Origin of the sequence: Pedobacter soli, assembly GCF_900101435.1 — a bacterium.
Taxonomy (GTDB): Bacteria; Bacteroidota; Bacteroidia; order Sphingobacteriales; family Sphingobacteriaceae; genus Pedobacter; species Pedobacter soli.
The window spans coordinates 155,293-179,698 of sequence record NZ_FMZH01000010.1; the positions used below are offsets into that span (position 1 = coordinate 155,293).

Here is a 24,406-nt window from a genome sequence, read left to right on the forward strand (position 1 = left end):
AATTTATGCACAGCAGCACCATTTCTACAGCCTATAACAAAAATGAGCTTATAAGTTGATAATACAGCTTTGAATGCAATTAAATGTATTTCCTGCTAAAAAATAAGCATGATTTGACAAACTACTTAGGGGCTTATTTTGGGTAATTTGTTCAAAGCAATAGTTACTAACCATCAACCGGCTGTTGTACCATGCGGCTTAAAACAGCCCGCTATTGTACACCATAACACACAAATTAGTAAAACCTTTTATGAGTAAAATTTTTCCTAAAATCATTACAGTTTTTTTCTTGTTTTTTTTATGCTGCGCTATCGTAAGTGCCCAAAATAAAGAAGGTAATTTCCTTTCGGCGCAAGATACCACTGCTGTGCCACACGAAATTGAGGATCCTGAAAATATTGGTATCAATAAAGAAGCTGCACACGCAACACTGATGCCTTATGGAAATTTAAATGAAGCGCTGCTGGCCAGGCGGCATTCATCATCATTCAGCAAAAGTTTAAACGGAATGTGGAAGTTTAACTGGGTAGACTGGCCACAAAAACGTCCTGTTAATTTTTATAAAACAAATTATGATGTTTCGGCATGGAAAGAGATAAAGGTGCCATCAAATTTTCAGGTTGAGGGATACGGGACGCCTTACTACAGTAATTTCAATTATATTTTTCAAAAGGATTTTCCAAGGGTAATGAGCACACCACCGGAAAGGTTTACTGCTTTTAAAGAAAGAAACCCGGTTGGAAGTTACCGGAGGAATTTTACCGTTCCGGCCAATTGGAAAGGACGCAAGACTTTCATCACTTTTGATGGGGTTGATGCAGGCTTTTTTATATGGGTAAATGGCCAAAGGGTTGGCTATGGCGCAAACAGCAGAAATGCAGCCGAATTCGACATTACCAAATACCTGAAACCAGGCGAAAATATTTTAGCTGTTGAAGTTTACCGCTTTACTACAGGAAGCTACCTGGAAGATCAGGATATGTGGCGCCTGAGTGGCATTTTTAGAAATGTGACTTTGTGGAGCGCACCGCAGGTACACATCAGAGATTTTTTTGTCAAAACGGAGCTTGACAAGCAGTATAAAAATGGAGAGATCAGTGTTTCGGCTAAAATAAAAAACTACACTAAAACGGTAACTACCCCCCGCATTTTAGAAGCATCACTCTATAACGACAAAATTTTAGTTGCCGGTACATCCACAAAAACGAATGTACCCGCTTTAAAGCCAGGGGAGGAGATCGAAGTTAATTTAAAATTTAAGGTTCAGAATCCTCAAAAGTGGACTGCCGAAACACCAAAACTCTATACAACCGTACTGAAACTAAAAGCAGGCAATTCGGTTGAGGAGATCTTATCTGCCAAAACCGGGATCAGAAAGATCGAAATCAGAGGTCGCCAGTTGTTGGTGAATGGGGTAGCTGTTAAATTAAAAGGGGTTAACCGCCATGAAAACTGGCCTGATGTGGGGCACGCCGTTACTGAAGAGCAGATGATAAAAGATCTTGTTCTGATTAAACAAGCCAATTGCAATCACGTACGCACCAGTCATTATTCCAATGATCCGCGGTGGTATGAGTTATGCGATGAGTATGGGATTTACCTCGTAGCTGAGGCAAATGTAGAATGCCATGGTGCGATGAACGAGTTTAATGAAGAACCCCGTATTAAAGCGGCTATTATTGACCGCAATGTGGCCAACACAGAAAATTTCAAGAACCACGCATCTGTTATTATCTGGTCTTTAGGCAATGAAAATGGAAGCGGCGGAACGAATTTCAAGGCAGCACTGAAAGCAATTAAAGCAATTGACCCCACCCGTCCGACACATTATGAAGGATTTGGGATCGGCAACCGAAATCCGGCCGATATCGATAGCCAGATGTATACCGATGTGGTAAATCTCGAAAAACATGCGAAAGAAGAAAATCTTACCAAACCCTTTTATTTATGCGAATATGCACATGCCATGTTCAATTCGATGGGCTCAGTGGATATATACAATGATTTATTTGATAGATATCCTTCCTTATTAGGCGGGGCAATATGGGAGTGGCAGGATCAGGGCATTTACAATAAACGCGATCCTCAGCATCCGATAACAGCATTTGGTGGTGGTTTTGGTGAATATCCGAATGACCAGTACTTTATCCATAAAGGCGTGGTTTTTTCTGACCGGTCGCTCAAGCCTCACTTTCCTGAACTGAAACATGCTTATCAGTGGATCAGTATCAAAGAAAAAGATCTGAAAAATGGTATCGTAACCATTAAAAATCGTTATCAGGTTTCCAATATCAATGATTTTGCTGCTAAATGGGAAGTTAGTGAAGATGGAAGGGAAATCTCCGCAGGCAGCTTAACTACCGGATCTATTCTACCTGGCACCGAAAAAGAGGTTAAAATTCCATTCATGGTACAACCTAAGCCAGGATCGGAGTACTTTTTAAGGATATCTTTTGATTTAAAAGAAGATAAAAACTGGGCAAAAAAAGGATATGAGGTTGCAGCGCAACAGTTTCAATTGCCGGTTTCTGTTCCTACCGCTCCAGTTCAGGTAACAGGAAACCTTAGCTTAAACAATTCAAACGAAATTATTGAGATTAAGGGGAGCAGCTTTACAGTAGCCTTTGATAAACTAAAAGGCACTTTCTCCAAACTGGAAAAAAACGGAAAAAGCCTGTTGCAGCAAAATGGTGGCCCAATGCTGCATCTATGGCGCGCACCACATCGCAAAGATGATATGTGGGCCTATAAAGACTGGGAGAAAAACGGATTAAAATCAATTACATGGGTTACCAATGAGGTGAAGGCTAAACAGCTTGCTGCAGGGCTTGTAGAAATTGCCGTAAAGCTAACGGGTACAGGCAGCGCAGGTTTTACGGTTCACCATAACGTAGTGTATACCATTAATGCAGCTGGCTTAATCACTGCTAATAACGATGTTGATTTTAGCGATCCCAATTTGATTTTGGCCAGAATTGGAGTTCGTCTGTTCTTAAATCAGGAATTAAACCAGTTAGCTTATTTGGGTAGAGGGCCGATGGAAAATTATGCCGATAGAAAAAGCGGCTTTGATGTTGGCTATTATTCAGGAAGCGTAGCCAAACAAATGACAGGGTATGAAAAGCCAATGGAGAATGGCAATCACGAAGATGTAAGATGGGCAAATATTAGCAACGCTAATGGTTTGGGCCTAACGGTAAAAAAGGGAAAAGATTTATTTCAGCTTGGGGTACTTCCATACAGCGATGAAGAAATGGAAAATGTAGAATATAAAATTGATTTACCCAAAAGTAAAGGAACTGTACTATGCATCAGTCATAAAACCCTCGGTGTAGGCTCGTGGGGATGTGGCCCTAAACCATTAGAACCCTATCTGGTATATGCAAAACCGACATCGTTTAGCTACGAAATATTATTGAGCGACAAAAAGTAAAACAAACTATTTCCCCGATTAAAATATGACCAGGTTTACAACCATAGATTTTTTTCGCCCTTTTTTGCAAGGCTATATGGTATGCCAGCTATTGTTCGTGCTTCAAAACGCTAAATCATCTACCTATGATTTACACATATGGAACATTAACAAGAATTAGAAAAGAGGAAAGGAGGACCGCCCGGATGCAATAAACTATTTCGACTATTGGCAAAAAGATAATGAGATCTTAATGTGCGCTTTAGCAACAACTGAAGCGCCGCCAATAGCCTGTTACCCAACACAAATTATTTAACTTAACCAAATAGACAAATGTTTAAAATTTACACCTTAAACCGGTGTGGGAAATCATTCCACATTGCACACCGGTTGTTATTTGTTATTGGCCTTACCTGTCTGGTAATGCTCACAACAGCTGGGTTTAACCCATTATTGGCACAACAAATTCAAATAACCGGTAAGGTAACCGACTCAAAAGGCGGACCACTCCCAGGCGTTTCTGTAAAAGTAAAAAACGGTACAACTTCTGCTTTAACCACAAAAGATGGAACCTATAGCATTGGCGTTAACGGCAACAATGCAACTTTAGTTTATACTTTTATAGGCTATCTTGTTCAGGAGGTACCTGTAAATAATCGCAGGCAGATCAATGTTACCCTGAAAGAATCAGAAACGGGGCTTGATGATGTAGTTGTGGTTGCTTATGGCCAGCAAAAGAAAGTAACTTTAACCGGAGCGATCAGTACGGTAAAAGCCGACGAACTTAAGCAGCCTGTTGCCAATCTTACAAACTCCCTGGCTGGCCGTGTGGCCGGTGTTATCGGTGTACAGCGCAGTGGTCAACCGGGTTATGATAACTCTGAAATTTATATCAGGGGTATTTCGACCTTTACCAGCAGCCAGCCACTCATCCTTGTAGATGGCGTACAAAGGGAATTTGCCAATATTGATCCTGAAGATATTGCCAGCTTCAGTATTCTGAAAGACGCCTCTGCTACAGCTGTGTACGGGGTTCGCGGAGCAAACGGCGTAATCATCATCGAGACTAAAAAAGGTAAGCAAGGTAAGCCTTTAATCAATGTTCAGTATGATCAGGGTATTACGCAATTTACCAGTACACCCAAATTTGCCGATGGGGTAACCTATCTGCAGATCGCAAATGAAGCTTATAAAAGCAGTAATCCAACAGATCCAAATCCGAAATATTCGGCAGACCGGATCAACAAAACAGCATCGGGCGTAGATCCGGACTTATATCCGAATGTAAACTGGTTCGACGAACTATTTAATAAAACCGGTCAGAACCGCAGGGCCAGGGTGAATGCAAACGGAGGTTCTCCTAACGCTCAGTATTACCTTTCATTGGGTTATTATGATGAAGAAGGACTGTTTAAAACAGATGAGCTTGCCAGCTATAACTCAGCAATTAAATTTACCAGATACAATTTTACTTCAAATCTAACGCTCAACGTAACTAAAACAACAAAGGTAGATTTTGGAGCCTCGGGATGGATTAGTAACGGTAATTATCCAGGTAGTTCAAATGAATCTATCTGGGGGTCGGCTTATATTATGCCGCCTATATTGGTACCTAAAGTTTATTCGAATGGTCTCAACTCAGCAATCAGAACAGGTGATATTTCCAACCCCTATACACTATTGACCCAAACGGGTTACATTACAGAATTCAGAAGCCAGTTATGGAGCAACATCAGGGTTACCCAGGATTTGGGGATGATCTTAAAGGGACTTTCTGCAACAGCTATGTTTTCTTTTGACAATTATAACTCGCATACCATTAGAAGAACAAAAAGTGTTGATGGCTATCTGGCAACAGGTCGCAACGCTGCAGGTAATCTCATTTTAGATAAGGTTTCTACCGGGACAAGTTTCCTGGGGTATGACAGAAGTAATGGTGGTACAAGGCAGTTCTCTACCGAAGCACAGATTAATTATTCCCGTAATTTTGGTAAACATGCCGTTGGAGGAATGATCATTTTCAACTCGCAGGATAGAGAAGATGCCTTTGCAGGCGATTTCATCGCATCCATACCATACCGGTATTTAGGTGTTGCCGGCCGCGCAACCTATGCCTATGATAATAAATATCTTGCCGATGTTAACTTCGGTTACAATGGTTCAGAAACATTTGAGCCAGGCAAACGTTTTGGGTTCTTTCCTGCATTTAGTGCAGGTTGGGTATTGTCAGAAGAGAAATTCTTCGAACCCCTCAAAAGCGTGCTTCAATTTGCCAAGATCAGATATTCATACGGTGAAGTTGGAAACAGTGCCATTGGTGGCCGCCGTTTTGCTTACATCGGAACAGTAGACGGCGGAAACGGTAACTATTCTTACGGTAATGGGCTAGACCAAAATATCAATGGTTACGACATTGGCGATTATGCTGTAGGCGTAACCTGGGAGAAGGCAACTAAACAAAATATAGGTTTAGAGCTAAAAGCACTCAATAACGACCTGTCTTTAACTGCAGATGTTTTTCAGGAATTCAGAACCGGTATTTTCCGTGAACGTGGTGATGTGCCCGAATATGTAGGTATCAGAAAATTACCATACGCAAACCTTGGTGAAATCCATAACCGTGGTATTGAAGGTACGTTAGATTATAATAAGCGTATTGGAGATGACTGGCAGCTGGGTTTCAGGGGCTCACTTACCTGGACGAGGGCCATCGTAATTAACGATGCCAACGCACCCTGGCCATATCCATGGCAGCAACGCATCGGGCGCAAATATGGTCAGCGTTTTGGCTATACAGACCTGGGGCTTTTTGAAAGTGATGCCGATGTGGCAAACAGTCCTTACCAAACCGGTACCAATAAAGCAGGTGATATAAAATATAAAGACCTTAACGGTGATGGCCGGATCGATGGATTTGACCAGGGACCCATTGGTTATGGAAGTATTCCGGAGGTTGTTTATGGATTTGGTCCAACAATTAACTGGAAAGGTTTTGCCTTATCTGCATGGTTTAAGGGAATCAGTAATGTGGATATTAGTCTTAATGGAGATGGTTTACAGCCATTTAGCCAGGGTGGAGAGCGCGGTAACTTGTTGGCACAGATCACAGATCGATGGACACCTGAAAACCCTAGGCAGGATGCTATGTATCCCAGACTTACCTATGGTAATGACAATATGAATTACGCAAACAGTAGTTGGTGGGTGCGCAACGGAGCTTTTTTACGCCTGCAGACTGCCCAGTTGAGCTACGACTTTGCCAAAGCGAAATGGCTTAAAAAAACCGGGATGTCAAACTTAAACATCTACTTCATCGGCTATAACCTTTGGACAGCAAGCAGTTTCAAATTATGGGACGTAGAACTTGGTGATGGTAAGGGCGCAAATTATCCGCTGTTAAAAACCTACAACCTTGGGGTCAAATGTACTTTCAGATAATCTTTGAAAAATAAAGAAATGAAAAATAAAATTATCAAAATCAGCACGGTAATGATCGCTACGACATTGCTTTTCAATTCTGGTTGTAAAAAATATTTGGATCAGGTGCCCAATGACAGGATTACCATTGATCAGGTTTTCCAAAAAAAAGGCCCCTCAGAGCAATATCTGGCTAACGTATACAGCTATGTTGACGACCTTTCTGACACCTGGAACGGTACCCCATGGGAAGGAAATACTGATGAAATAGATATCACCTGGAGTAAATACAATAATTATAGCCTAAACATGGGGAATATCAGTCCCACAAATGCACTTTTTGACAGGTGGGGATATTATTACAAAGGAATAAGATCGGCAACCTATTTTATCAATCATATCGATGGCAATAAAGAAATAATTGCCTTAAATGGGCAGCAGTTAATAGATCAGTACAAAGCTGAAGCACGTTTTTTAAGGGCTTATTATTATTTTCTACTCATGCGCCAATACGGCCCTGTGGTATTGGTGGGGGAAACTGAAATTCCTGTTGATATTCCATCTGCTGAAATGCAGTTTCCGCGCAGTACTTACGATGAGTGCGTAAATTATGTGGTTAGCGAACTGGATAAAGCTGCGGCAGTTTTACCCCGCGTGCCTTCAAGTAATGGCCAGGCAAGCAACAACGAATTTGGGAGGGCCACTGTTGGTATGGCTTTGGCTGTAAAATCGCGGTTGTTACTTTACGCTGCCAGTCCGGAATTTAATGGCAACACCGATTTTGCAAGTTTCAAAAATAAAGATGGCAAAGTGCTGATTAACCAGACTTACGATCAACAGAAATGGAAGAAAGCCGCAGATGCTGCTAAGGCGGTAATAGATCTTGGCCTCTACAATCTGTACAAAGATGCGGGCGGCGATCCACTGAAATCTTATCAGGGCATCTTTTTTGAACAGTGGAATGCAGAGCAGATTTTCGACCGGAAATCAAACAATTTGCCAGGTTTTGATACTAATAGCATGCCGAGGCAGGCTGGCGGATGGAATGGTATCGGGGTAACCCAGGAAGCTGTTGACGCTTACTTCATGAACGACGGAAAAACCATCAGCGAATCTCCCCTTTATACTGAAACCGGTTTTACAACGGTAAATAATGTTAAGGTATATAATATGTATGTTAACCGGGAGCCCAGGTTTTATGCATCGGTAACCTATAATAACGCTGTTTTTCAAGGCGGTAACATGACTGCGGCGGCACCAATTTCATTTTTCTTTTTAGGTGGAAGCGGTAAAAACGGCCATGCAACTGACTTTACCAAAACAGGATACCTGATTAGAAAAAATGTAGGAACCCAGACTAACGATGGTTCGGGTGGAAATGGCAGAAAACAAACCCGCACCCTGGTGCTGTTCCGTCTAGGTGAGATTTATTTAAATTACGCTGAAGCCCTTAATGAATTTTCTCCGGGCAATGCAGATATATTAAAATACTTAAACCTGATCCGTGAGCGCGCTGGCATTCCTCAATATGGTAGCGCTAATCTGGCAATACCTGCAAGTCAGGCCGATATGCGAACCCGTATCTGGCAAGAACGCAGGGTTGAGCTTGCTTTTGAAAGCCACCGTTGGTTTGATATCAGACGCTGGAAAATTGCCCCGCAGGTGATGGGTGATGTGCATGGAATGGATGTAAATAAGAACGATGATACTTTTTATAAAAGGGTAGTCGCATCCACTCACATTTTTCGTGCGCCTGCATCCTATTTCTTCCCTATAAGGCAATATGAAATGGACCGTTCCAAAGATGTAGTTCAAAATCCAGGCTGGTAATTCGTCATCTTATTAGATTTTAAAATTATGATAACTCAAAATAAATATAAAATCCTTTTCATCCTGCTGGGATTAATAAATGCAACAGCCTGGTATGGTTGCAAAGACGAGGTTGATCTTCCCGATCAACCCATCGATAGTTATACCAGTGTTTACATGCCACAGGGAGTAAATGGGGCTGTTACCACAACACTTAAGGTAAAAGATAACCTCGTACAAACAGCTGTTTATGGTGCGGCCTATGGTGGCTACGGAGTGCCAGATGCAGATGTACCGGTAAGTTTTAAAGTAGATAATGGACTGGTTGCCTCGTATAATACTGCTAATAAAACAAATTACCAGGTTTTGCCGGCAAGTTCATACGCCCTTTCGGCCACAACTTCATTTATCCCTAAGGGCAAAACCAGCAGTGAACCGCTTAAAATTACCTTTAAGGCAAAAGGTGATGGAGCGATGGATGCCTTTAAGACTTACCTGTTGCCCATTACCATTTCAAGTCCGGCAGTTAAAGTAAAAGAATCGCTTAAAACAGTGTATTATATTGTAAGGGCATTACCGGATTTAGCTGACTATCCGGCTTATGAACGTTCAAAATTTGCAATTGCCGGGTTTTCTTCGCAGGAAGCCAATGGCGAAGGACCAAATAACGGCAGGGCAGTTTTTGTACTTGATGGAGATAATAATACATTCTGGCACTCGCAGTGGCAAGGAACTTCGGCGCCTCCTCCACATTTCTTAACCATAGATATGGGCGAGGTTAAGGTTTTTCATGGATTATCTTTTCTGCCAAGACAGGGCGATCAGGGTGGTAAACCGAATGAAGTGAATGTTCAGATCAGTACCGACAATATCACCTGGACAGATGCGGGTAGTACGGTTTTACAGAATAATAAAAATCTTCAGACCGTATTTTTCGAACAGGGCTTTAATAAACAGGCGCGTTATTTCAAAGTAACGATCAACTCTTCTTACAGTTCGAGCGTAACACATTTGGCCGAATTGTATGCTTTTTAATTAATGAAAAATTGATACGCTCCCAATAACCATCGTGTGCTAACCGGGCAAGTAGCCAGTTTAGTGCCGATGGTTACTAAAGTATGTTGAATCAGGAGTTACAAACATTCAATTCCTGGTGAAAGCTGGTGATATCTGGGGTTAAGAGCGCTTATGTCAGGTTGTAATCAGCCATTAAACACAAAAATACAAATAATGAAAAAACACATTTTCTATATGGTAAACACCCGATGCTTAATGAAGCGCATTCCCTTATTTTTATCAATCGCAGTACTTGTTGTACCACTATCTGTTATTGCACAAAATGTTACTCAGCAAGAAAAGGCCAGCAAACCTATTCCACCGTTAACACTGGCGGTTACTGAGGTAACAACCGGGATTCAGGCACCAACCGCTTTAGTTTTTCCCAATAAAAATGAAATCTGGGTTAGCGAACAGTCAGGTAAGGTACGTATCATCAGCGCAGGAAAGCTTCTTGCCGAACCCTTAATTGATTTGAAAAATAAGTTAATCAAATTAAACAGGGGATATGAAGAACGAGGTTTGCTGGGGATGGCCTTACATCCTCAATATAGTGATAATAAAAAACTATATCTTTACTACGACAGGGTTTCTAAGCAGAAATCAAATCATACCGGGGTATTGGCAGAGTACCAGCAAAATGCAGATGGGTATGTAAACGAAAATAGTGAGCGCATTATTTTAACTGTTGAGGAACCAGATGGAAACCATAATGGTGGTTGTATACAGTTTGGTCCCGATGGATATTTATATCTTTCGCTGGGTGATGGAGGTGGTCAGGGTGATGAGCATGGTAAAATTGGCAATGGCCAGGATCTTTGCAACTGGCATGGCAAAATCCTTCGCATCGATATCAATACTCCCACGGGGTATTTGGTGCCCAAAGATAATCCTTTTGTTAACCGGGCAGATGTAAAGCCTGAAATATGGGCTTACGGATTTAGAAACCCCTGGAGGTTTTCGTTTGACAGTTCCTCTGGTAATCTATTTGCCGGGGATGTCGGCCAATCAACCTGGGAAGAAGTAGATATTGTGGTTAAAGGTGGCAATTACGGATGGAGACTGATTGAAGGAAACCATTGCCATAATCCTGCTTCAGGTTGTGAAATTACTAAAACGATTAAACCGATTGCCGAATACCACCACAGGGAAGGAGTATCGGTAACAGGAGGATACATTTATAACGGAATGACCATACCTCAGTTGAAAGGAAAATATTTATTTGCAGATTGGACGGGGCCTATCTATTACCTTCAAAAAAAGGGTAGCAAATGGGATCGCGGAAAGGTAACATTGAAAAATTTACCTGGTGATTCGAAAATTACCGCGTTTGGCAGCGATGCCGCGCATGAGATTTATATTTTGACTAATACAGATACTGGTCCGGAAAATGCACATGGAGCTGTGTACAAGGTGGTTAAAAATTAACCTGAAATACAAAAGAAAATAAACCCCGGACTTCAAGAAGTTTAACCTAAAAGAAAGAATAAATACCACAACTGAAATTAAATTATAAACTTTAAGACTCAAAAAATAAGCAACACACAACCTAAATTATACATGAATTTTTTTAAACAAATTACATTTTGCCTGATTAAGCTGACCATACTATCAGTTCAGCTGCGGGCACAATCAAAACCGATCGATTTAGCATCTCCCAATGGCGAAATAAAGCTGTCGGTTAGCCTTGGCGATAAAATTTATTATGCAATAGCAGGGCGAAACGAGGAATTGCTGAGTAAAAATGCACTTTCACTAAGCCTGAAAACAGGAACGCTTGGCGAAAACCCGAAATTAATATCAACCAGGAAAACGAAAGGGGATGGGGTAATCAAACCTTATGTTGCTTTAAAGTTCTCTACCGTAAAAAATGACTATAATGGCTTAATCTTAACTTTTAAAGGCGATTATGCTGTTGAATTCCGTGTTTTTGATGACGGAGCGGCTTATCGTTTTATTACAACTAAAAAAGGAGAGGTTGAAGTGCTTAACGAACAGTTCGCGGTAAATTTTCCGAGCGATTACCTGTTGCATGTACAGCAGAATAATGGCTTTAAAACCGCTTACGAAGAGGCCTATCAGCATATCGAATCAAAAGACTGGAAAACCACCGATAAAATGGCCAATCTGCCCCTTTTAATCGATACCAGAAAGAAATATAAAATTCTCATCAGCGAATCTGATCTTTCCGATTATCCCGCACTTTTTTTAAAAGGCAATGGTAATAACGGTTTGGAAGGTACTTTTCCCAAAGCTCCGCTTGAATTTGCCCCAGATGGCGATCGTAGTCAGAAAATCACCAAATCAGCCGACTATATTGCAAAAACCAAAGGCACCAGGAATTTTCCATGGCGTTATTTTGTAATCACTGCTGATGACAAACAGTTAATGGAAAACACCATGACCTTAAAACTTGCTGCAAAAAGCGAAATCGCAGATCCAAGCTGGATTAAGCCGGGGCAGGCCAGTTGGGAATGGTGGAATGATGCTACCCCCTACGGACCTGATGTGAATTTTGTCTCAGGATATAACCTGGACACCTATAAATACTACATCGACTTTGCTTCCAAATACGGAATAAAATATATTGTTATGGACGAAGGTTGGGCTAAGAGCACTACAGATCCATATACCCCAAATCCAAAAGTAGATGTTAAGGAGCTGATCCGCTATGGCAAAACCAAAAATGTTGACATTATGCTTTGGCTAACCTGGTTAACTGTGCATAATAACATGGGTTTATTTAAAACCTTTCATGATTGGGGAATTAAAGGCGTAAAAATCGATTTTATGGATCGCAGCGACCAATGGATGGTAAACTACTACGAAGATGTAGTGAAAGAGGCAGCTAAACATCAGATTTTTGTAGATTTTCATGGTTCATTTAAACCTGCAGGCCTGGAATATAAATACCCGAATTTGATTTCGTATGAAGGGGTGAGGGGATTAGAACAAATGGGCGGATGTACGCCAGATAACAGTGTATTCTTACCTTTTATGCGTAATGCTGTAGGGCCGATGGACTTTACGCCCGGCGCAATGCTCAATATGCAACCAGAAGTAAACCGGGCTGTTAGACCGAATGCAACTGGTGTAGGTACCAGGGCCTACCAAATGGCCCTTTATGTGGTTTTTGAAAGTGGTATTCAAATGCTGGCCGATAATCCAACCCTTTACTACAAAAACCCTGATTGTACAGAATTTATTGCCAGTGTACCCACCACCTGGGACGAGACCAAAGCCCTGGCTGCTGTTGCCGGCGAAGTGGCTGTTGTGGCCAAACGCAAAGGGGCACAATGGTTTATCGGTGGAATAGTTAATGGTAAAGAAAAGGAAAGAAACATTGAGCTGAATTTTGATTTTCTTGAAAAAGATAAGACCTATACCATGACTTATTTTGAAGATGGTATAAATGCCGGAAAACAGGCAATGGACTATAGGAAAAAAACGGTTCAGGTTAAAGCAGGTGATCACATCGCTATAAAAATGGTCCGCAACGGCGGATTTGCCGCTATATTAAAGTAACTTTCATACATAAGTATCCCTGACCGAAACTCCTCCCGATTTTTATTCGCGAGGAGTTTTCGTTTTTATCAGCCTATACATCCAAAGTATTTAATCTGCCATTCGGAATTGTTGTCTATACTTTTCAGTCAAGTTTAAGTTAGCCTTTTGAGATTTACGTGCTTTCATCCACCTAAAAGCATGTGAAGTCAAAAAATATGAATGATAAGACAAATTTGATCTGTTATTAAGCATTTAATTTGTCTTATTAATTTGTTTTCAAGGAGTTATTGAAACGGATTTTTCGATTTTAAGAATTTTTTAAACCGAATATATAAACCTTAAATTTTTACTTTATGAGACACCAAAATCTGAATCGCAGAATGGTTTACGCACTATTTTGCTTGTTCGTTACCGCCCTTAATTTTACTTCCTGTAAAAAATCCGATCCGGAGCTATCCGATTTAACCCTTAAAAATTCAAAATCCCAAATGGCTGTAGGCCCTAATGCCTTACTGTTGGATGTTAATGCCAACGCAGATGCAGCTTTCGATGCTTACAATACTAGTTTTCTGGTCACTTCAGGAAATACGCAGTATTACAAAGAAGCGCTCAACGTTTCATCAAAAGATTATTTTTGGCGACAGGCCCTAGACATACAAATGGTTGAAGATGTTTATCTCAGAACCAAGAGTGCTGCACATAAAACTTTGATTACCAATTTGCTGAATACATTTTTGCAGCAAAATCAAGGTAGCGGCAGTTTGTACGACTGGGATTGGAACGATTATAATGATGACCTCCAATGGGCTGGCATTGCCTTTGCCCGCGGTTATCAGATTACCGGAAATACAACTTTTTTAAATCAGGCCAAATATGCCTTTAACCGAAGCTACGATCGTGGATGGACCACCGAATTAGATGGTGGTTTATGGTGGGATGTTTCTCATCAGGACAAGTCGGGTTTGAGCAATAATCCCGAAATGATTTTGGGTTGCTATATTTACGAAGCGACCAAAGATATTACCTATTTAAATAAGTCAATTGCGATATACAATTGGGTGAAGTCTAAACTCTACAATGCGTCAACCGGCGCTGTTTACGAAAATATTTTACCCAACGGCACAGTAAGCTCTTCTGCCAATGTTTATAATATAGGTGCTTTTGTAGGGGCAGCCAATCATCTTCACCGGTTAACGGGCAACTCTTTGTATTACGATGATGCCAAACGATCGGTTGATTACGTCAGGAATAACAAAACAGTAAATGGCATTTTGACAAACGGAACGCGACAAGGTACCTGGCAGTCGGAATTTGTGAGAGCGTTAGGCGAATTTGTTAGAGACAACAATCTTTGGAGTACTTATTATACCTGGATGAAACAAAATGCAGATGCCGCATGGAGTGTTAGGCGAACAGATAAAAACCTGATCTGGAACACCTGGACAGCAAACACACCAAGCGATAACATCACTACCGCTTTGGAATGTGTGGGAGGAGTTATTATGCAGCAGGTAACTCCAATTACTCAGCCGGCCGGCATCGTTAACAACTCGATATATAGATTAAGCCCAAAAATTAATGCTAACAGCGCTTTGGATATACTTGGAACACCAATTGGATCGCTTGCTGAGATCTGGCAATGGAATGCTGGGCCAAATCAAAAATTTAAACTCATTTCTGCTGATTATGGATATTACAGGCTGGTTCCTCAGCACAATACAAATGCATCATTAGATGTTACAGGGGCAAATCCGGCAAACGATACGCCGATTGAAATTTATACTACTCAAAACAATAATTCGGCTCAATTATTTAAGCTCGTATATGATTATGACGGATACTACAAATTGAAACCTAAATGTGCGCCATCAAGCTGCCTCAATGTAAAGGCCAATAATCCGGCAGATGGAGCAAAAATAGTATTGTGGCAAGAGGCGAATGGAGATAATGAGCGTTTTTCTTTAAGCATGCAATAAATTGATGGTTTTTTCAATTTGAAGATGACTTATTATGCCAAAATGCTTCATGAAACACCAGATTGGTTTTTTTGATTAAAAATCGCCCTTCAGTATATTCTGAAGGGCTTTTTTGTGACTTTTAACCTGTTTTAATCTTTGAGAAGTTCATTTCGTAAATACCCTATAATGGGGATATAGCATTTAAAATGATCAGTGTATTTTTGGTTGCAGAGACAATCATAAACTACGGAAAAACCAGACAGACTTAATTGCATATAACCATGAACAAATCTTTAAAATATTATACCGGTACAGTGCTGGCACTACTTTTAATGCTGAGCAATATAAATGTATATGCACAGTCGCGTGCGCAAATTGCAGCACAATTAAGTCGTCTTATTAACAGTTCGAGCTATTCAGATGAACTGCAGTATTACAATAATGCTATCGATGCAGGATGTAATACGCTAACCCACAGTTTCGACACCTTTATGTCGGTAAGTTTTACGCGTACGGAGAAATTTGCTCGGGTGAGCAGTACTTACCGTAATATTCCCTGGAAAGACCTTCAGTTTATCACACACGAAAAAATCAGGACATCAACCGTATATCTGTTTTTTTTAGAGCCTGTGGTTCAAAGCCGTGCACTTAAATACGGCGCCTATTACAAAAATAAATATACCGATAATACCATTGAACGCCCGGTAAGGAGCATTGCGCTGCACATACAGAATAAAGACCTGCTCGTATTTGAGCGTCTTTGTTTTCAGTTAAAATATGCAGATGCTCCTCTGGCAGTACAAGCGGTACCAGCAATTAAAGCGTTTCCACAGTTTACTGCCCCCAAAATATTACCTCCATCAAAAAACGATGCACAATATGTTGTATTCGATGCAACAACAGGCTATAAATGTGGTACACAGGAGTGGCCTTCTTACTGGTGCAGGTTTTTTAAACTCCAGGGAATTGATATTTCAAACATGGGATCGGATGATATGAAAGCAAAATCGCTGTTGATGCAGAATTATTGGAACAAATACTGCTACAGCTTTACCACTAATAACTGGCGCGGTATTACCGGCGGAAGCATCACCACCTTACTGGATATTAGTCAGGATGCCGGCAGCAATGATGCATTCGGGCTTATTGCCTACAGAGTAAAGGGCAATGTGAACTTTCTGAATCCTTTCAACGGCAAAAATTACTTTGATAATTTATGCGCTTCCTTTGCAAAAAAAGAACATTATGTAGAGTATGAAAAAGAAGAGGTGCAACGCGAGTGGGAGTACCTGCAGAGTAGGATGAAAAGATGGGGTACCAAACCATCGGCCCAGATGCTGTATTTATATAAGTACAGCGCAAAAGACCACGCAGAACTTATCGAAACCATCCTGTGCAATTCGCAGGGCGAAGGTGTTTTTGCAGGTTTAAAAAGTGATCCTGCCCAATATCTCCTGCAGGTTTACAACACTGGCTTAAGAAATTTTGATGAAGCTGTGCTTTTATTTGAAGGTACATTTAAAACCCAGATTTCTTCTGTTGATAAAGCAACGTTTCGTAAAACACTCAAATACCAGGAGGTGTTGTGGGACTAAACAGTTTAACCTAACAGTTATTTCGGTATAGAACCCCAATAATTTTGAGTACTGCACCAATTGAAAGCATACCTGCTATATGAATGACTTTAACTCAGCCATTCATATAGTAGTTTAAAATCCAGAAAATTTGAAAAGCAATAAATGCTAAAACCGTAAACAAATGCACCCATTTGTTGTCTGTTCTTGCTGCAAACAGGCAGGCGACAATATGAACGCTTTCTCTTACCGGGTATACCTTTAACATTGCCATGTGATAGTCCGGTCCTTTTAAATAAGTATCGAAGGCATCGAATAAAAAAAGTACGGCCAGGATATAGAAAAACCATTTCTTTCGCGATAAAAAATAGGATTTGAAATCTTTATAATCTTTCATATCCTCTGGAAAAAGCAAAGCTGCCAGGGTATAATACGTGATCACATAAATCACTAGAAAGAGATACTTCAAAAAATCCCAATGTTTTATCTCGGTTAAATGAACTTCAAACCACCAAAAATATACCGTACTTAAAAACATATAAAAGGCCCATAACAAATGGGTTGTATATACTTTGTACCGATCGGGATGCTCAATAATTTTTACCACACCTTTTAAAGAATGTGTAATACTAAGTCCTAAAATAATACCAAGTACAGTTTTAATATGGGTAAAGGTTTCCATTGGGATGTTGATGAGATTATTTGTGCTTTACCAGAGGTAGGCTGTAAGTTCAATAATTAACCCGGCTGATTACTAAAGATATACATTTTATATCATAGCTTAGCCTTATAGCCTTAGTTCTTTAAGATTATCTCAGATGTATCCGTTCGGTCACTTATCAAAGGCAAAGTGGTTAATAAATATCTTTTTGAAAATAAATTGATACAGATAGTGGAAATATTGAGACTGAATGTATTACTAAAAGGAGGCTAAAATTCCTTACTTTGAATCGGGCTTTGTAAAAAGGCTGCTAACCAAATTACTAAAACGCATCATCATGAAGTTTAAGCTGGCACTTTCTCTTATTTCACTTGGTCTTTTATCCTTTAAAGCCATGCATACAGAAGATCCTCCAAAGCAGAAAGCAGATAATTACGTCAAGCCCAAATATATGCCTGTACCATTGGGCGCAATTAAACCGCAAGGCTGGTTAAAAGATCAGCTCGAAATTATGCTTAAAGGCACAACCGGTCATTTAGATGAAGTATATGGAAAGGTTAAGGACGATAACGGTTGGTTAGGGGGCAAGGGCGATTCGTGGGAAGAAACACCTTACTGGCTCGATGGCGCTGTTCCGCTGGCTTACCAGCTGGGTGATGCAGCATTACAACAAAAAGTGCTGAAATACATTAACTGGGTATTGGATAATCAACGCCCATCGGGATATTTTGGCGCCATAACCAAAGCAGAGCGCGAAGGCAAAGAAATTACCCTTCAACATCCTGAAAATGGCGACGACTGGTGGCCAAAAATGGTCATGCTGAAAGTATTGCAACAATATTATACTGCAACTGCCGATAAAAGGGTGATTACCTTTATGGAAAAATATTTCAATTACCAGAAAGAAGCGCTTAAAAAGGTGAAAATTGGTAACTGGACGGAATGGGCTACTTCCCGCGGGCACGACAACGTGCTCATGGTGCAGTGGTTATATGGCATTAATGGCGATAAATTGTTGCTCGAATTAGCAGACCTGATTCAAAAGCAATCTTTTCAATGGAGTAACTGGTTAGGTAACAGAGATTGGGTAATTAATGCGGCCACCTATCAAAATAACGACCAGTGGATGAGCAGGCATGGTGTAAATGTGGCCATGGCACTCAAAACACCAGCAATTGATTATCAACGCAGTGGGAATCCCCAATATCTTAAAGATTTGAAAGTAGGCTTTAAAGATCTGATGACTTTGCACGGTTTACCCATGGGGATTTTTTCTGCAGACGAAGATTTGCATGGAAATTTGCCTACGCAAGGCACTGAGCTTTGTGCTACTGTAGAGGCCATGTATTCGCTGGAAAAAATTATAGAAATTACCGGCGATGAAACCTATATGGATGCTTTAGAACGCATGACATTTAATGCGCTTCCGCCTCAAACAACCGACGACTATAACAATAAACAGTATTTTCAAATGGCCAATCAGGTGCAGATCAGCCGTGGTGTTTTTGATTTTTCGTTACCCTTCGATCGGGAAATGAATAACGTATTGGGGATGAGAAGCGGTTATACCTGTTGCCTGGCTAATATGCACCAGGGATGGACAAAATATACCCAGAGCCTTTGGTATAAAACAGATGGAAATGGGCTGGCGGCATTGGTTTATGCACCTAATGTGTTGAAAACAATGGTAAACGGCCAGGAAATTAGCATTAAAGAAGAAACCAGTTATCCCTTTGAAGATGAGATTAACTTCGCATTTTCTACCAAAAAAGCAGTGGCTTTCCCTTTCCACTTAAGGATACCCGCCTGGTGTAATGAAGCTAAAATTATGGTGAACGGCAAAGAAATAAAATCGGCCAAAGGCGGTACAATAGCGGCGTTAAACCAAAAATGGAACAATGGCGATAAGGTTACATTGAAATTGCCTATGACGATGGCTACCTCTAACTGGGGGCACAATTCGCGGACTATTGAACGTGGACCTTTAGTATATGCGTTAAAGCTGGAAGAGAAGTGGGAAAAAGGAAACAACAAGGTTGAAGGCGATTATTTTAGTGTATACCCTAAAAGCGACTGGAATTATGGTTTACTGGAGAGCATTATCGCAGATCCAGCCAAAAATCTTTCCGTATCGTTTAAACCCATGCCGCAAAGTTTTGTATGGAATTTGAATAGTGCGCCCATCGAAATCAAAGCTAAAGGTAAAAAGATTCCCAACTGGAAGGTAGTTGACGGGGTTGCGCGACAACCCGTAAGCGATCGGTCGGGATTGTATAAAGGGGAGGTGAATAACGAAGTTGAAACCTTAACACTCGTGCCATTTGGTTTTACCAAGGTTAGAATTGTTGCTTTTCCGGTAGTTAAATAACCTCAACATTCAAATCAAATATTTAATAAGCATGCTTAAATATATCCTGGCCATTTCGATTTTGTTTTGCGTATTTAACGTTAAGGCCCAACATCCTAAAATGTATTATGCCGATACTACCGCTACAGGCGTACCATTCAGCAAAGATCCCTCTGTTATCAAATTTAAGGGCAAATACCTGATGTATTATTCCATTAAAAGCCCTAAAACAGGTAATGGTATGGATGGCTGGAAAATAGGGATTTCTGAAAGCAGCGATCTTTATCACTGGAAAAAAATTGGCGAAGTTAATCCCGAAGCGGCTTATGAAAGTAAAGGACTTTGCGCACCTTGCGCTAAAGTAATTAATGGTAAGGTGCATATCTTTTACCAAACTTATGGCAATTTCGAAAAAGATGCCATTTGCCATGCTTTTGCCAATGATGGCTTAAATTTTACCAGAAACGCTACAAACCCCATATTTCACCCAACAGGAAGCTGGACAAATGGCAGGGCCATAGATGCCGATGTTTATCAGTTTAAAAATCAGTATTTCCTGTATTTTGCTACCCGCGATGCTACAGGTAAAATCCAGAAACAGGGGGTGGCTGTAGCACCAGCTAATACCAATTTCGATAGAAACGATTGGAAGCAGGCGGTAGATAGCGCTATTTTATCGCCTAAGTATGCGTGGGAGGGCGAATGCATCGAAGCCGCATCGGTTATTCAGAAAGGCAAATACCTGTACATGTTTTATGCAGGCAGTTACAACAATGTGCCCCAGCAAATCGGGGTAGCAAAAAGTACCGACGGTATTAGCTGGCAGCGGTTAAGTGATAAACCTTTCCTGGCTAATGGAAAGCCAGGCGAATGGAACGCCAGCGAATCTGGTCACCCGGCTATTTTTATGGACGACGATGGTAAAACCTATTTATTTTATCAGGGCAATAACGATAAAGGACGCACCTGGTTGCTATCGAATAGAAAAATTGGCTGGAAATCTTCAGGTCCTTATCTGCTAAAAGACTAACAGTATTTTTTTTAGTAATCGATACTTAGGGTCGATTTTTACGCGTTAGTTTCAAGCCTGTAACCTTTACCGCGTATAACTACAATATTGATATTCGGATCGAATTCAAGTTTTTTTCTAAGTTTTGAGATAAACATATCCAAACTGCGGCCTACAATAACGCCTTCATCTTCCCATATCTCTTTTTGCAACCGGCTTCTTGCTATAGTTTGGTTAGGCGATAAGGCGAAAATGAGGAGCAAACGTGTTTCAGTTCCGGTGAGGTCAATCGTGTTTCCGTTGGCCAAAAGCTTCCGGTTCTTCGCATCGAAAAAGGCCGGGCCTAAAGGTATTATGTCTGTATGCTGAACCTTCTCAGTCTCAGTTAATGCTTTTCGCGGTTTAGCAGATCTTAAAAAAATAAAGCCCACAAATGCTAAAAAAGGCAGGCTTCCCAGCAGATATTCAGGCTTTGCAATGTTTATACCCTCCGGTTTAAATTTAATGTTGATAAGGTAAGGTGCTTTGGGCTGCACTCTGCCTTTGCAGGCTATAATATCATCTTTTTTATTTTTAGATATAGCAAATCCATAGGCTACACCCGGTTGGTTACTGTTTATTACGTTTACAACATAATCTTTTGCCAGCGGATCTCCGGCCAGCAAACGGTGGGTAGTATTTACGAGAAGGTCTGTTCGAAAAGTAAGCTCTTTTTCAAAACTGATTTGATATTCATTTTCGGAGATCTTTTTTACAGGCATCACCCTCGATGTACCATCGCCCGATTGTAATAGCAGTTCGTGCCCGATCTTGCGAAGCAAAACTTCCCTTCTCGCTGTTTCAAAATCGTTATGATCTGCCATACTGAGACAGATTACCGTAATAAACGAAAGCAGGATGAATCCGCAAAAGTATTTGCCTTTCCCTGAAATGATATTTAGGCTAATCTTCATAATGTCAGGTTTTTATTTACAAAGTTGCAATTTTATTTGCAATTCAAATTCCCCGGGCCGAAAAAGATACTGGCAGGAATAATTGATTAGCCAGCACAGGCATAGCACTGATTGACTAAAAAACAATAATATGTTCACAAGCCGTTCTTCTGTTAGAAAAATGGCTTGTGCCAGGTGTTGGACCTAAATAATTTAATTCGCAAACTTTACAGTTAATGAGATTACCTGCCGGGCATTTCGGGGTTTCCTTTTTTCTCCCTCGATAATGATCCGGAATGGACCTTCATCGGCAGCAAGCAGTTTATCGTCTTTTCTATTGGCCAGTATAATTTTGCGGGAGGTAAAAGCAGGATCGATTTCGGCCAGTGAAAAAATAACCTGATAACCATCGCTGGCCTCAACCAGCAGGTATTTGGTCAGGTTTTCACCTTTCAGTTCTTCAGCAAGTGTTACCCCGGCATTTTTAAGCACAAGCCCTAATTCAACCCCGCTGTAGGTATGTTCCTGGTCTGTGCGGTCTTTTTGGCTGATGGAGGTTTTGGGCAGCTTATCTACATCTGTCGGCGTTAAAATGAGCTCCGATTTAACTTCTCCTTTAATACTGGCCGAGGCCGTTTTAGCCTGTGCATTAACCTTAGAGTTGCTAAAGAATAAGGCTATAGTTAACAGGGAAGTCAGTAATGCGATTTTAGTAGTTTTCATGTCTTACAAGTTATTAAAAACTAAATTGATAAAATAATTTCTTCCCGCTTCAGGGTAACCTTCGCTGATGGCGTAATTCTTATCAAACAGGTTGTTTACGCCACCCTCTAATGAAATCCAGCGATAAGCTTTAACCCTTGCGCCCACATTGGTTAGGGCAAACCCGGCGGCTTTAGTGCCATAACTGGTGCTGTAGCGCGATGAGTTGTATTCAATGCTTGCGAGCAACGAAGCGGCTTTTTTTAACTGATATCCTGAAGAAAGTAATAGTTTATGGTCAGGTGCATCGGTAAATTTCAAATCCCTGTTACTTAAGTTGGTCCGCTTAAGGTAACTGTACTGTCCGCTCAGGTTCCAATCGGGTAAAATGCTGTAATCTGCTGATAATTCGGTGCCGTAAAACTCCGCTTTACCGGCATTTTGCAGCTGAAAGATATTCGGCAATACGTTATTTACCTGCATAATGGCATCAGAAATCCTGCTGTAGAACAGGTTGGCGGTAATTTGCAGCTGGTTCATCACCTTACCCGTATAGCCGGCTTCGTAATGCAGGGCTGCTTCCGATTTCAGGTCGGGATTGGGAATAGCAGTTCCCATGCGGTAAGAATAACGGTCTTTTATCGTTGCAAACCGGGTTTTACGGGCAACAGATACATTGATTTTTTGCCATTCATCCAGCTCATAAACTGCACCCAGTTGCGCATTTAAAGCATAGTTATCGTTTTTAGGGTGCTCAGTAATCGTTTTGGTTGTTGCATTATAATTCTCAGCCTGCAGGCTTTTGCGCAGGTTAATGCCTATTCCCGGTAATAAGGTCAGTTTTTCGTTCAGGCGAAAAGCATCTTCCAGGCCCAAGGATGCAGTGTAATCGCGGGTAGTGCGGATAGGTTCGCCAACATTGTATTCTTTATGCCTGTCGTTTTTAAGCTGGGCAGATGCACTCAGAAAATGTGTAGCATTTAACTGGTTGTTGTACACGATCGATCCGCCATAAGTATCATCATTATAAATACTTTGGAATGAAGAACCTTTTTTCTGCGTGGTATAAGTATTGTCGTCAAATGCACTCAATAAATTGCTGAATTTATCATAATACAGGCGTGTTTTGATTGAACTTGCTGGTGTAATGGTGGTGTTTGACAAGAAATAATAGCTTTCTTTGTTCCAGTATGGCCATTGCCAGAAACGGGTTGTAACCTTTGTATCATCGCCAACGTAAGGCGGATTACCTTTTTTGCCATCCTGTTTTACGTAGTTGAAAGCGTATTCATCGCCTTCTTTTGGTGTAAAGCCAATTTTAGCCGTGTATTTCGTGTCTTCTCGGTAAGCATTTTCACGCCTCCCGCCATCTTCGTTGATTTTAGCTATAAAGCTTTCAGAAAGTGGAAAACCCTGTTGTTTCAGCTGTGAAATGCTTCCCTGAAAATAGAACTTGCCCAGTCGCGAGCCCGCATTCAGGTTCAGCCGGTGCCCATCGCCGCTCATCAATCCCGAACGGGCATCAATTTCAAACTTGTTTACCGGCTTTCTCGATACGATGTTGATTGCGCCTCCCAGTGTATTGGCACCGTAGGTGATAGATGAAAAGCCTTTGGCGACATTGATTTGCGACACATCAAAAGAGGTAAAACGGCCCAGGTCAACATAGCCATCGTATGGCACGTAAACCGGAATTCCGTCAATATAAACGGGCACCTGCCGCAGGTCAAAGCCTCTGATGAGCACAACCGATTCATTTCGGGCGCCAACTTTACTTAAGCTAACACCAGGTAATATATTTAGTGCGGTAGCAACGTCGAGCTTGCCATTTTGCTCAATTTTATCGCTGCTTATCGTATTGCTGCTGTTGTCTGTTTTTCCTTTAATGTATATTTCTCCAAGCTTAAATATTCTTTTGGTTATCGGAAGCGAATCTGTGTTTGTGGTGTGGGTTTGTGCCGCTGCACACAGGCAAAATGCCGAAAAAAGAAGGGAAAGATAAAGTTTAGTCATAGTTGTTTT

At 41.0% G+C, this 24,406-nt stretch carries 14 protein-coding genes; 10 read left to right on the forward strand and 4 right to left on the reverse strand.

The genetic code is table 11. The features are described from left to right. Positions 1–250 precede the first annotated feature (250 nt). The 8 genes from BLR37_RS19665 (at position 251) to BLR37_RS19700 (ending at position 16,754) form a co-directional block, all read left to right on the forward strand. A complete protein-coding gene (locus BLR37_RS19665) occupies positions 251–3,433 on the forward strand; it encodes a glycoside hydrolase family 2 TIM barrel-domain containing protein (protein ID WP_090771588.1) in 3,183 nt (1,060 codons plus the stop codon). Positions 3,434–3,745: 312 nt separating this feature from the next. Then, entirely contained in the window at positions 3,746–6,850 is a 3,105-nt protein-coding gene (locus BLR37_RS19670; RefSeq protein WP_090771590.1) for a SusC/RagA family TonB-linked outer membrane protein, read from the forward strand. A gap of 18 nt (positions 6,851–6,868) precedes the next feature. Further along, positions 6,869–8,659: a RagB/SusD family nutrient uptake outer membrane protein gene (locus BLR37_RS19675; RefSeq protein WP_090771592.1), complete on the forward strand. Its 1,791-nt coding sequence runs from the start codon at positions 6,869–6,871 to the stop codon at positions 8,657–8,659. A gap of 27 nt (positions 8,660–8,686) precedes the next feature. Beyond that, positions 8,687–9,673, forward strand: coding sequence for a BT_3987 domain-containing protein (locus tag BLR37_RS19680; RefSeq protein WP_090771594.1), 987 nt, complete (start codon positions 8,687–8,689; stop codon positions 9,671–9,673). A gap of 195 nt (positions 9,674–9,868) precedes the next feature. Next, positions 9,869–11,122 (forward strand): PQQ-dependent sugar dehydrogenase, encoded by a 1,254-nt coding sequence (locus BLR37_RS19685; protein WP_244154709.1) that lies wholly within the window; start codon positions 9,869–9,871, stop codon positions 11,120–11,122. Between the two features lie 132 nt (positions 11,123–11,254). Beyond that, positions 11,255–13,219 (forward strand): glycoside hydrolase family 97 protein, encoded by a 1,965-nt coding sequence (locus tag BLR37_RS19690; RefSeq protein ID WP_090771598.1) that lies wholly within the window; start codon positions 11,255–11,257, stop codon positions 13,217–13,219. A gap of 335 nt (positions 13,220–13,554) precedes the next feature. Beyond that, complete coding sequence (locus BLR37_RS19695; protein WP_090771600.1) at positions 13,555–15,177, forward strand: glycoside hydrolase family 76 protein; 1,623 nt, start codon at positions 13,555–13,557, stop codon at positions 15,175–15,177. 263 nt (positions 15,178–15,440) lie between these two features. After that, positions 15,441–16,754, forward strand: coding sequence for a hypothetical protein (locus BLR37_RS19700; protein WP_090771602.1), 1,314 nt, complete (start codon positions 15,441–15,443; stop codon positions 16,752–16,754). Positions 16,755–16,848: 94 nt separating this feature from the next. Here BLR37_RS19700 and BLR37_RS19705 read toward each other — a convergent pair whose 3' ends face one another. Then, on the reverse strand, positions 16,849–17,415 hold the full coding sequence (locus tag BLR37_RS19705) for a hypothetical protein (RefSeq protein ID WP_090771604.1): 567 nt from the start codon (positions 17,413–17,415) through the stop codon (positions 16,849–16,851). A 316-nt stretch (positions 17,416–17,731) separates the two neighbouring features. Between BLR37_RS19705 and BLR37_RS19710 the strand changes: the two genes are divergently transcribed. Both BLR37_RS19710 and BLR37_RS19715 read left to right on the forward strand, forming a co-directional pair. Next, positions 17,732–19,762 carry a beta-L-arabinofuranosidase domain-containing protein gene (locus BLR37_RS19710; protein WP_090771606.1) on the forward strand — a complete coding sequence of 677 codons (2,031 nt, stop codon included), beginning with the start codon at positions 17,732–17,734 and terminating at the stop codon, positions 19,760–19,762. A 31-nt stretch (positions 19,763–19,793) separates the two neighbouring features. Continuing rightward, positions 19,794–20,771 carry a family 43 glycosylhydrolase gene (locus BLR37_RS19715; protein WP_090771608.1) on the forward strand — a complete coding sequence of 326 codons (978 nt, stop codon included), beginning with the start codon at positions 19,794–19,796 and terminating at the stop codon, positions 20,769–20,771. A 38-nt stretch (positions 20,772–20,809) separates the two neighbouring features. Here the strand turns inward: BLR37_RS19715 and BLR37_RS19720 are convergent, their stop codons facing one another. From BLR37_RS19720 to BLR37_RS19730, 3 genes are all read right to left on the reverse strand, one after another. After that, on the reverse strand, positions 20,810–21,703 hold the full coding sequence (locus tag BLR37_RS19720) for a winged helix-turn-helix domain-containing protein (RefSeq protein ID WP_090771610.1): 894 nt from the start codon (positions 21,701–21,703) through the stop codon (positions 20,810–20,812). A gap of 192 nt (positions 21,704–21,895) precedes the next feature. Beyond that, the gene (locus BLR37_RS19725; protein WP_244154710.1) at positions 21,896–22,405 is read right to left on the reverse strand and encodes a molybdopterin-binding protein; all 510 of its coding nucleotides are present in this window, start codon (positions 22,403–22,405) and stop codon (positions 21,896–21,898) included. Positions 22,406–22,408: 3 nt separating this feature from the next. Further along, complete coding sequence (locus tag BLR37_RS19730) at positions 22,409–24,397, reverse strand: TonB-dependent receptor plug domain-containing protein (RefSeq protein ID WP_090771612.1); 1,989 nt, start codon at positions 24,395–24,397, stop codon at positions 22,409–22,411. Positions 24,398–24,406 lie beyond the last annotated feature (9 nt).